Here is a 9,817-nt window from a genome sequence, read left to right on the forward strand (position 1 = left end):
AAAAAAAGAATGTACATATATAATGTACATTCCATATTAATAGATAAATAGTGCTAATATACGTTTTTTATTTATGTACAAAGTAATTTTTTGTAGTCTCATAGCTACCTTTGCCATGAGCGGGTTTGGTCCAATACCAACTGTACACTCAATCCTCGTCTTCTCATATACTTCTCTCTTAAATTTCATCGCAAATTCAATCGGATTATTTGCAAACAAATGCAATGTACTTGTCATATCAAGAAATTGCTCATCTATAGAGTAAGTATGTAAATCCTCTGGCGCTACATATTGCAACGCTAACTTAGTAATGTAATTTGAGCATTTTATATACGTTTCCATCTGTGGATTCACTATAATAATATCTGGTCTTTTGGGAATCTCGTATAATCTACTTAGTTTTCCAACACCTAATTTCTTCAAAGGTGGCGTAGCTGCCAATACAACCGAACCACTCCGTTTTACATCTCCAACCACGGCTAACTTTGTATATTTCGGGTCTAATCCCCTTTTGATACAACTCACCGAGGCATAAAAAGACCTAAAATCAACGCACATCACAATACGATTTGGCAAAATGGAATAGTCATACATGTAAAATCCCCCTAAAACTAAAAGAACGTTTGTTCTTATTATACACGAACTAACGTTCTTTATGTCATATTTTTTCATAAAAAAAGAGCCTACAAAAGACTCTTTTTTAAACAAATGAAATTATTTTATGTATGCTCAATCCCACTATATAGTTTTGAATTTTCGCTTTTAATAGTATCTCTACTAACTACTTCACAACTATTTTAAATTTTGTACCATCAGGTAATTTCCCAACTTTACTTCCTACATAAGAACCTGCACCACGATTGTCAGCTGGTTTTATGTATCGAATATCTGCGCCAGCTCCACCCTCGGAACACATCGCCATAGGGTATTCATCCCGATCATATCCTTTTTTCGTTGGAACATTTGCTAAAGACTGTTTTCTCCTTTCAGCGGCTCCATTCCGATCAATCGTACAAATATCTGTCTTGCCACTTGCAATCGCATCTTTAATATGCGCTGCGGTTTCTGGATACTTGTTTGATGGAAACTCTATAACTTGTGCAATATCTTGTGATTCACTTGTTTGTTTTACATGATTTGAACTTTGAATTGCTGAACATCCCGAAAATAACAATCCCATCGTTAGAAAACTGCTTATAACTCCTTTGAGTTTCATTGTATTCCCCCTTTTTATCCCTTATTTATTTAATCTTTAGGTTCCTTGAACAAGAATATTAGTAAAGCACTGACGCTCCAAGTCCAAACAGTTATTTTACCAATATTCAGCATAAGAAATGTTTTATTTTGTATTTGACCAAGTGCATTTGTTGAAACATTAGTTTCATTATAAAAATCCAGTGAAAATAAATATGCTATAGATTCTGTTAATCCCATTCTTGCTTGTGCTGGAATTACCCAAAATACCATTGGTGCTACAAAAAACATAATAACCCAAGCTACAGCACCAAAATCAAATCCCTTAATATTGTAAAAAGGACGTTCAACAAACTTCATATTTTTACTCCATTCATTTCCCTTTAAAATTTCAACTTTTAATCTTCAACATCATCTTTCACTTTATATTCTATAGGTGTATCAACTGTAAGACTGCCATTAGGTTTAATTTTATGTCCATCCTTATCACTTACCGTTTTGTATTCTGGCGATGTATCAACCGTATAATCAGCATATGCTTGATAATCTTTATCTCTATATAACTTTAAATACTCAATGTAATTTCTAACTGTACTTTCAGACCAATATGGAACACCCGATATAATTGCATCTTCTTCTACAAATTTTCCTCTTTTTCTATATGTCGCTACTTTAGATTGTGTATAATCTAAACCCGCATTTATCAACTCTCTTGCGAATTCGCTTTGACTATAATATTCAGTGCTAGACAAAATTAAATTATGACTTGAACCTTGAAGCAAATACGTGTCATTTCTAAAATAGTGAGCTATCAAATCTAATGCAAAAGCTAATTTTTCTCCTATCAAATGCTGATATAACAAGTTAATATCAAAACTATTTTCCTTTGGGTTTTTAAAAAACCAAAGTAATTTTAAGAAAGTGCGCTCTTCTTCTGTTTCTAAAGCGCGAAGCGCTTCATCATGTGTAAATACATTCTCATAAGCATTTAATTTCTCTTCTAAATAAGGATAAGAATTAAGAAGTAACCCTACTGTTTTAGTCATAAAAAAACCTCCTATGTTGTAAGTTATAACAAAGATAACATACATTGTTATAACTTACAACAATAATTGTTATAATATACAACAATTATTGTTTTCCCAACCGTGGCAACGTAAAGAATCCCGTGAGGGATTCCGTTGACACTTCTTTTTAAAGGTGCGCAAGCCCTTTAAAAAGAACACTAAAAAGCCTGTGAGTATATTCCATTTCGTAAGAGAAATGGAATTACGCTACAGGCGTAGTGTTTCTATACGAAGTATAGGAACACTCAAATTACAAAGGGCTCGATGCCCTTTGTAATTTGCATTCTTTAAAAAATCACAAAGCGAAATGCCTTTAAAAGCTTTGTGATTCCCATTCATTGCTTGCAATGAATGGACTCATTTTACAGGCTCGATGCCTGTTAAAATGAGCACCTTTAAAGAAAAAAAAGAGAAAGAGAAGATTAACTTCTCTTTCTCTTTTTTATCGTAAGTACCCCTTCTCTCTCAAGGAGTAGTAGCGCCCTCTATGATTCACGATTAGGCTGTCTAGCAACTCAATCCCTAGAATCTCTCCTGCATCTTTCAAGCGACGAGACACTTGTTTGTCTGCTTCTGATGGTGAAACATCTCCACTTGGATGCTGATGCGCTACAATGATTGACGCGCTATTATTTAAAATTGCACTCTTGAACACTTCACGCGGATGCACCAAACTAGAATTTAGATGACCAACGTGACAACGATGTACCGCAACCACTTCATTTTTCGTGTTCAGACACATCACGAAGAACACTTCACGGTCTTCATCTCCAATAAATTTTGTAGCTACTTCAGCGGCTATATCCGAACCTGTGATACGGATGTGAGGTGTCTCAACCTCTCTGATTTCTTGTTTGATTCTTACGATTTCATATGTAGTTTCCATAGCTTTAACAGCTCCTTTCATTGTTCGGAATGGAAGCAATTTTTGTGAAAAGAGTGGTCAAGGCGCGAACAAAGTGAAGCGTACAACGTATCAAAAAAAGATTAGGGAATCTTATAAAGCTCAATGATTTAGGTGTTGTTGCGAGTGTACTTTACGAGCTTACAACACCTTAACCTACTTAGCTTTATTAGATTCCCTTTTCTTTTTGCCGACCATTTACCACCTCTTATGAACAAAAATTATAATTAGAAGAACAAAGGAAGGACGGATTCCACTATCCCTTAATGCTTACCGTTCAAAAATTCCATCGGAATTAGGTAAGCTATTTAGAAAAGTGCGCAAGCCTTTTCTAAATAAGGAAAAGAGCTTGTAACATATATCATTTCGTTAGAGAAATGATATGTGTACAAGCTCTTATTGTTTTTATGCGTAGCATAGAAACAATCGGTTTATAGGTGGCTCGATGCCTCCTATAAACCGACTTCTCTTATTTGAAGCAGCAGCAGGAGAAACCCCTTTACATCATGGAAAGCGCATTTCTGATTCCTATTTCAACTTGCTGTTCACTCATATCAGACGAGAAGACCACATTAACAAGACATTCATTATACTTATCCCGATTTGCTTCTACAGAGAACATATGACTACCACGGTTAAGATTGAAGGTACCCTCAAATGTCGCCGCTTCACGTAAAGTATCAAAGCTCACTTCAAAAAGGTCGCGCTGATGATACTGACTAAAACCTTTAAAATCCACGTTTCTCATTTTATTCACCTACCTTTATATACGGTTATCTTGCTAACTAAATTTATACTATATATAAATGACAATTCCATAACAAAATAAAAACAACCGGATTACAAAATATAACAAATCCCTCCCGATTGTTACAATTGAAAACATCAATCTTTCTCATACTTTGCATTTAGAAAAACATTTGTTATAATTTTAGTAACTAAAAGAGTTATACCATTATTTTTTGCGTATATTAAAAGAAGAGATGCTGTCAACATCTCTTCTGGTAACTGATTACCGCAAGGCGGGACGGTTGCTAACGTTTATTTCGTTTTGAACTGCCCTTTCGCTTGCCGGCTGGGGCGGTTCTTTTATTTTTTTTATTACTTAATTTCTTAGCTAACTCATTTGCACAAGCTGTTGCAAAAACAGTAAGAAATACTTTTACAGCATCATGTAATAAAGTAAGTAAAGAATCCATGCGGTCACCTCCTTCCTCTCTAAAATTAGAGAAAAAGGAACGGCAACCTCCCGCCCACGTTATTCAGTTGTATTATATTTTACCATAGTTCTAAATATAAAAATAGAAAACGTAATTCTTAATCTTTAGGCTCTACATCAATGTCATAACACCTAATATGTATAAAAGTTTTATCCTCCTTCTCTTCAACTCCAATAACTTTCCCCATTACCCCAACTACTTCTGTAGACTGTTTTCCACTTCTAATAAACCAAGTCAATTTTTTAAAACGTTTTTCCAGTTCTGGAACACCGTTTAAATCTACTCTTAACTCTATTGATCCATAATCCTTGTAATGATCTTGTATGTCAAAGTACCCGTATTTATTAAATGTGAAAAATTGATTTTTGTGTAAACGCCCTTTAATGAAAAATATGGGACTTACTATTTTCTCTTCAAAATCTTTCTGTAGTGCATCATATGTACCGCGATAATAAAATTGTTTATTTTGAAGTAACTCTCTTATTACATTTTTCCTATGCGCTTCAGGACGATCAAAAGAAGTATGATAAAGCAAATCCGCTGCACTATTCAGGGTAACTGTTTTTGTTTTGTTGGCATCTTCTATCGTTTTTACCGGACCTGATTTAACAGGGTTTACAATTTTAGATGGTGCTTTCTTATCTTTCAGACCAGATTTATCATTACTTCTTTTTTCTTGATCGTGAAAAGAAGGTGCTTTCAATTGAACTTTTAGTTTTTTCCCTAACTTTCTAATTCGCTCTGACGTATCATCAACCGGAAGATAATTATCACAGTCGATATCATGCTCCGCATCTTTTGAAGGTAATCTATAATAAGGGCTTTCCCCCCCTGCATGAACCACTTGTGTCTCACACTCCATACAGTAAAAAGTACCATTATTTTTCATATCCTTTGTAACATCATGACAATTCACTTCTGTTCTAACGCTTGGAGATGCATAACTTCTATAATATGCATCTCTCATCGACTTACTTCTCCCCATCCTGACGCCTCCATTTCTGCTATATATATACTAAAATCATAGCAAAAACGGGATTATATGTCAGTTTAAGCCCCTAAAAATCTCCTGATCCAATGTGTTCATCATTCGCGATGAACTACACGTAAATAAATGGCCACAAGCAACCCAATAATAACCGCTATTGAAAGCTGCAACCAATATTCAACCGTGAAACTTTTAATCTCTTCACCAATTTTGACAAATACCGCTGGAAAACATAAACCCAGTAATGTTATTACTACACCAATCAATCCTAATTTTTGTTGAAACCACTGAAACATTTTTATACGCCTTCTTTCTATCTATACTTGCATACGCAATTTTCTTTTGTGTTTACAAGTAGTCTACACCAATATAATATATAAGGGGACGGATAAAATAAGGCGCAATTCCATCATCAAACCTTGTCCTGACAGGGTTTGATTAATAAATATACAAACGTAAAAGTTGTTAATAATACAACTGAAAGTTGTCTATTACTCAACAAATTTCGAAAAAATTGTAAATATGACAACAAATGGAGGAAAATTATGCCAAGAAGAAGAGTGAGTATACCTGTATACTGGGGAGCAATTATTTTAGATTCCTTTAAACATTTACAAGACAATGATTTTACCGGATCGGATTATAAGGTGCTCTTTTTCCTTTGCGAACATATGAATAAAGAAAACAATCATACATATATGAGACAAACGAAAATTGCCGCTGATATGAATATGGACAAAGGTAATATTTCTAGAAGCATAACGAAGCTACGCAAAAAACAACTTATCGTTAAAGCTGAATATGGTTTCATGTTAAACCCGCATTTATTTTATGTTGGAAAACGAGATCGTAATTCCCGAATAAAAATAAGAGATGAATTCGATGATCTAATACGTAAACAAGGTGAAGAACCTCGCTTTAATTTAAATGAGGATGATTACTACTTAGAAGATTTTACAGAACCATTAGAAGATGACGACGATTATTAAAAAATATAAAGAGCCTCTTACATACGTGTAAGAGGCTCTTTATTATTATCCAAGTACAACCTGACGATAACTCCCATCTATTAACGTTAACTGATACCCAGCATCTTCTATAAGTTCATGTGTTCCTGCAAAATCGATAACTTTCCCTTTAGGTAGAATTAAATTTAATTCTTGTTTTGTAATTTCATTCAGATCATCATTTATATATTCTTTTAAACGATCCAAATAACCCGAGATTATTAGAACATAATTTTCACCTTTTGGATTTTCTACGATTTCCAGGTCCAAACAGAAGTCTATAATAGCCATTTCTTTTTCAAACATAGGCAACCTTACAATTCCCTCGTCGATTAATTTCTTGATCTGCTTTTCCGTATTCGATCCATTTTTCAATTTACTTATTAAAATATTTTTCTAGATCACTTAAATTGACCTTCCCTGATTTATCAGCCATTGCCCTTATATCATCTAGATACATTTCTACTTCTAACTCTTTCTGCTGTTCTCTCGCTCTGTTAATCACGCTCTGCGCTGGATAAAACACCTTGCTTAATCCGGATAGCTCTGAATATACCAAACTAGCTTGGTCCCTTACATATTTATAATCAAACAATTCTTTTTTTACTTGGCCAATATCTAACTGGCCATTTTTTACAAGGATTTTCCTCCAGAAACTTTCCCAACACTCTTGTACTTCGTGATCAACTGGCTCCATTGGCTCTTTAAGCATTTCATTTTGTTGCTTTAAATCAATAATTCTTACTGTCAGTTCTAAAGCAACTTGTTTATTTGAAGTCTCATATTCTTCTAGTTCTTTAATTATTTCATTGTTCGCCTCAATTGCTTGTTTCCGTATTAATTCCGTATCCATGCCCCATTTCCTACTTTGATTCATTAATTTTTCCTCAACCTCTAAAAAGTTACTTGTCATATTTTCATTCATTTCCTCTTCCTCCTTCATATTTTGGATATATTCTCTTAAAGCCCTTATATAAAATCCACTCAATTATTCAATGCTCTGATCTCATTTTCCTAACCTTACTCCACAACATGAAATAGCATGTTGCAAATAATATAAATAGAAAAAGCATTAAGTATGCTAGAGCAAATATCGCTTCAATTAAAGGTCTTTCATAAGCCCATACATTAAAAACAATACCTATTATGATACAAAGCAAAACTTTATAATTATTATTTAAAGCTTGCATTTCCCTGCTCTCTTTCCTGAACTGTAATGTTTCGATTCACTCTTTCCCTATCTTGATGGGACATTCTATTAAACTTTTTTATTGCCTCTTCAACCGTTCCCGCTTCAACAGTTACTTCAAATACTCGAACCTCTTTATATGCCAAATTAAATTTTTTCATTTTAAAACCCTTTCCTAATTCCGTACTTTTACGGCCCTTCTGTTCCATTCTCTATTTTGAAATCATAGTTTTCTACAAACCAATTTTCATTTTCTAGTACCAAGCTTAATTTCATGCTATGATTCTCTTTTTTCTTCTCTCCCTCAATTAAAATTACATATTCATAATTGACAGTAACATCTGCTTTGTCTTCAGCTGAACGTGTATAGTACATATCTTTTACATTCGCTTTTGTCATGTAATGAATGGCTGCATCATCAATTTGCTTATGTGAATCTTCACCAGCATTAAACAATTTATTTTCCGCTTCTCCCTTAACTAATTTCCGTAATGCTTCAAGCCCTTTTTTCTCCTTATCATTACTGTCATACATCATTAAAGTTTCTACAAAATTTCTGGCCACTACTTGACCTTTTTCTTGCGTATTTTCTTTTAAAACTTGCAAACGCTCTTCTAATTCTCTATTTTCATTCTTCAATTCTTTTATTTTAGCTGTAAGTTTTGTCTTCTGTTGTTTAGCCTCACCCTTTAGATCAGAATTACTACTCCATAACGTCAAACTTGTAATACTCAACGCGATAATTACGCCAATTTGTAATATTTGTTTCATTTGATTTCCTCCTTATTTCGGCATATACGGTGCTGGATCAACCTGTCCGAATTTAAATGATGTTTTGATTTCAAAGTGTAAATGAGGTCCTGTTACTTGCCCTGTAGCCCCGCAAATACCAAGTTGTTGACCTGCTTGGACCATTTGCCCTTGTTGCACCGAAAGTGCGTCCATATGGCCATACAACGTCCATAAACCACCTTCATGCTCTAAGACTACTGCATTTCCATACCCTCCAAATCCACTTCCATCTGCCCCAAATGCTGCAAATCCTACTCGACCAGCCTTGGCCGCGCCAATTGCTGTCTGTCCTCTCGTACATGCATAATCAGTCCCCTTATGAATCGTTCCCCAACGTGGACCATATGGGCTGGTAACAAGCGGACTTCCTGGGATCGGTAAAACAAATCCATACGAGCTAGGATCACCCACGTTCCCAACACCTCCGCTATCTGCTGGTGTACAATTAAATGTAAGTCCGCCTAACTGCTGAACAAACTTTGTAACTAAAGCTGGCCATAAACCATTTGTACCGTGAGGATCATTTGCCGCGCCCGGTGGTGCATACTTAGCACCAATTGCTTCAATTGTTGTAATCCCCATTCCGATATAATTTTTATATAAGTTACGAGCCATGCCGTTTATACCTTCTTCTAATGTCGCAAACTGAATAAAACCTGTCATATTAGTACTTGCGGGGTTCATTAATCCACCTGGATTGTTATATTTTTTCACAGCATTACTTGTACCGTTACCTGTTTCTAGCATCGCTATAGCGGTTAATAAGACTGGATCAATATTATTTTGTGTACCTGCATCAATAAAGGCTTGGCCCTTAGATGTAAACACACCCTTCAAGTGTGGGTCTAAATCCGCTGCGGTCAATTGTTTATCTCCTGGACGGCAAATTGTATTACCTATTAACCCACCCCCACCACTTACTGGTTCTTTTTTTTCATCACCTAAAAGCATAAATAAGACGATTCCTATTAAAACAAAGAAAATTACAATTAGAGAAACACTACTAAACAAACAACCACTAACCATCCATAGTTTACGAACTTTACTTATTTTCGCTTTCTTTTTGGCTTCTTTTTCCTCTATATCCTCGTGCTCTAAATCCACGTTTCATGTACCTCCCTTACAAAAAAATGCCCCGCTATAAACTAGCGAGGCATTGTAACTAAATACATATTTTTATATTGTTTCTGTTTCTGTTTCTATTTTTATTTCATTTTCTTCAGCTAAGGTTTCTAACTCTACCTTTTGTTGTGTCGCATCTATCATAATTTCTTGCGCTGCTGCTACTTCTGCTTGTGCGGATTCTATATGTGTTGTTTCATTTGTTCTATTTATTTTATCGGCTTGCGAAGACTCTACATGTTCTGACGGCTTCGCTTCCATCGCTCCCTTAATCTCTTGCGAAGACCCTTGTCTTTGCAAGACTTGGCTCCCTTCAAAAGATTGACCTTTTACC

General features: G+C 34.9%; 15 protein-coding genes and 1 pseudogene. 1 reads left to right on the top strand and 15 read right to left on the bottom strand.

Features of this window, described 5'->3' with window-relative positions; translation table 11 throughout:
• Positions 1 to 90 precede the first annotated feature (90 nt).
• From MR079_RS26210 to MR079_RS26250, 9 genes and pseudogenes are all read right to left on the bottom strand, one after another.
• Positions 91 to 594, bottom strand: a pseudogene (locus MR079_RS26210) (Y-family DNA polymerase); the annotation flags it as partial.
• 187 nt (positions 595 to 781) lie between these two features.
• The gene (locus MR079_RS26215) at positions 782 to 1,216 is read right to left on the bottom strand and encodes a NucA/NucB deoxyribonuclease domain-containing protein (RefSeq protein ID WP_061112704.1); all 435 of its coding nucleotides are present in this window, start codon (positions 1,214 to 1,216) and stop codon (positions 782 to 784) included.
• A 29-nt stretch (positions 1,217 to 1,245) separates the two neighbouring features.
• Positions 1,246 to 1,554, bottom strand: a complete 309-nt coding sequence (locus MR079_RS26220) for a hypothetical protein (RefSeq protein WP_061112703.1) — start codon at positions 1,552 to 1,554, stop codon at positions 1,246 to 1,248.
• Between the two features lie 38 nt (positions 1,555 to 1,592).
• Positions 1,593 to 2,240 carry a hypothetical protein gene (locus MR079_RS26225; RefSeq protein WP_061112702.1) on the bottom strand — a complete coding sequence of 216 codons (648 nt, stop codon included), beginning with the start codon at positions 2,238 to 2,240 and terminating at the stop codon, positions 1,593 to 1,595.
• Positions 2,241 to 2,703: 463 nt separating this feature from the next.
• A complete protein-coding gene (locus MR079_RS26230) occupies positions 2,704 to 3,147 on the bottom strand; it encodes a JAB domain-containing protein (RefSeq protein ID WP_080444359.1) in 444 nt (147 codons plus the stop codon).
• Positions 3,148 to 3,664: 517 nt separating this feature from the next.
• Positions 3,665 to 3,913 (bottom strand): hypothetical protein, encoded by a 249-nt coding sequence (locus MR079_RS26235; protein WP_061112700.1) that lies wholly within the window; start codon positions 3,911 to 3,913, stop codon positions 3,665 to 3,667.
• A 286-nt stretch (positions 3,914 to 4,199) separates the two neighbouring features.
• Entirely contained in the window at positions 4,200 to 4,364 is a 165-nt protein-coding gene (locus tag MR079_RS26240; RefSeq protein ID WP_000377757.1) for a hypothetical protein, read from the bottom strand.
• Positions 4,365 to 4,482: 118 nt separating this feature from the next.
• Complete coding sequence (locus tag MR079_RS26245) at positions 4,483 to 5,370, bottom strand: hypothetical protein (RefSeq protein WP_061112699.1); 888 nt, start codon at positions 5,368 to 5,370, stop codon at positions 4,483 to 4,485.
• Positions 5,371 to 5,471: 101 nt separating this feature from the next.
• Positions 5,472 to 5,669, bottom strand: a complete 198-nt coding sequence (locus tag MR079_RS26250; protein ID WP_061112698.1) for a hypothetical protein — start codon at positions 5,667 to 5,669, stop codon at positions 5,472 to 5,474.
• 249 nt (positions 5,670 to 5,918) lie between these two features.
• On the opposite strand from MR079_RS26250, the gene MR079_RS26255 reads away from it, so the two are divergent.
• Positions 5,919 to 6,362, top strand: coding sequence for a helix-turn-helix domain-containing protein (locus tag MR079_RS26255; RefSeq protein WP_001138053.1), 444 nt, complete (start codon positions 5,919 to 5,921; stop codon positions 6,360 to 6,362).
• A 45-nt stretch (positions 6,363 to 6,407) separates the two neighbouring features.
• Here the strand turns inward: MR079_RS26255 and MR079_RS26260 are convergent, their stop codons facing one another.
• From MR079_RS26260 to MR079_RS26285, 6 genes are all read right to left on the bottom strand, one after another.
• On the bottom strand, positions 6,408 to 6,686 hold the full coding sequence (locus tag MR079_RS26260) for a hypothetical protein (RefSeq protein ID WP_242294908.1): 279 nt from the start codon (positions 6,684 to 6,686) through the stop codon (positions 6,408 to 6,410).
• A gap of 70 nt (positions 6,687 to 6,756) precedes the next feature.
• The gene (locus tag MR079_RS26265; protein ID WP_061112696.1) at positions 6,757 to 7,305 is read right to left on the bottom strand and encodes a hypothetical protein; all 549 of its coding nucleotides are present in this window, start codon (positions 7,303 to 7,305) and stop codon (positions 6,757 to 6,759) included.
• 248 nt (positions 7,306 to 7,553) lie between these two features.
• Positions 7,554 to 7,730 (bottom strand): hypothetical protein, encoded by a 177-nt coding sequence (locus MR079_RS26270; protein ID WP_201027551.1) that lies wholly within the window; start codon positions 7,728 to 7,730, stop codon positions 7,554 to 7,556.
• Between the two features lie 28 nt (positions 7,731 to 7,758).
• A complete protein-coding gene (locus MR079_RS26275; RefSeq protein ID WP_061112694.1) occupies positions 7,759 to 8,340 on the bottom strand; it encodes a hypothetical protein in 582 nt (193 codons plus the stop codon).
• A gap of 12 nt (positions 8,341 to 8,352) precedes the next feature.
• Complete coding sequence (locus MR079_RS26280; protein ID WP_061112693.1) at positions 8,353 to 9,465, bottom strand: M23 family metallopeptidase; 1,113 nt, start codon at positions 9,463 to 9,465, stop codon at positions 8,353 to 8,355.
• A gap of 72 nt (positions 9,466 to 9,537) precedes the next feature.
• Positions 9,538 to 9,817, bottom strand: a 280-nt coding sequence (locus tag MR079_RS26285) for a hypothetical protein (protein ID WP_242294909.1), incomplete at its 5' end; no start/stop codon positions are given.

Origin of the sequence: Bacillus cereus group sp. BfR-BA-01381 (assembly GCF_022663555.1) — a bacterium.
GTDB classification, from domain to species: Bacteria; Bacillota; Bacilli; order Bacillales; family Bacillaceae_G; genus Bacillus_A; species Bacillus_A pacificus.

What these genes read in the sequence shown, in the direction of transcription:
- MR079_RS26215 (WP_061112704.1), bottom strand. Translation starts at nt 1,216, where the DNA reads ATGAAACTCAAAGGAGTTATAAGCAGTTTTCTAACGATGGGATTGTTA.
- MR079_RS26220 (WP_061112703.1), bottom strand. Translation starts at nt 1,554, where the DNA reads ATGAAGTTTGTTGAACGTCCTTTTTACAATATTAAGGGATTTGATTTT.
- MR079_RS26225 (WP_061112702.1), bottom strand. Translation starts at nt 2,240, where the DNA reads ATGACTAAAACAGTAGGGTTACTTCTTAATTCTTATCCTTATTTAGAA.
- MR079_RS26230 (WP_080444359.1), bottom strand. Translation starts at nt 3,147, where the DNA reads ATGGAAACTACATATGAAATCGTAAGAATCAAACAAGAAATCAGAGAG.
- MR079_RS26235 (WP_061112700.1), bottom strand. Translation starts at nt 3,913, where the DNA reads ATGAGAAACGTGGATTTTAAAGGTTTTAGTCAGTATCATCAGCGCGAC.
- MR079_RS26240 (WP_000377757.1), bottom strand. Translation starts at nt 4,364, where the DNA reads ATGGATTCTTTACTTACTTTATTACATGATGCTGTAAAAGTATTTCTT.
- MR079_RS26245 (WP_061112699.1), bottom strand. Translation starts at nt 5,370, where the DNA reads ATGGGGAGAAGTAAGTCGATGAGAGATGCATATTATAGAAGTTATGCA.
- MR079_RS26250 (WP_061112698.1), bottom strand. Translation starts at nt 5,669, where the DNA reads ATGTTTCAGTGGTTTCAACAAAAATTAGGATTGATTGGTGTAGTAATA.
- MR079_RS26255 (WP_001138053.1), top strand. Translation starts at nt 5,919, where the DNA reads ATGCCAAGAAGAAGAGTGAGTATACCTGTATACTGGGGAGCAATTATT.
- MR079_RS26260 (WP_242294908.1), bottom strand. Translation starts at nt 6,686, where the DNA reads ATGTTTGAAAAAGAAATGGCTATTATAGACTTCTGTTTGGACCTGGAA.
- MR079_RS26265 (WP_061112696.1), bottom strand. Translation starts at nt 7,305, where the DNA reads ATGAATGAAAATATGACAAGTAACTTTTTAGAGGTTGAGGAAAAATTA.
- MR079_RS26270 (WP_201027551.1), bottom strand. Translation starts at nt 7,730, where the DNA reads ATGAAAAAATTTAATTTGGCATATAAAGAGGTTCGAGTATTTGAAGTA.
- MR079_RS26275 (WP_061112694.1), bottom strand. Translation starts at nt 8,340, where the DNA reads ATGAAACAAATATTACAAATTGGCGTAATTATCGCGTTGAGTATTACA.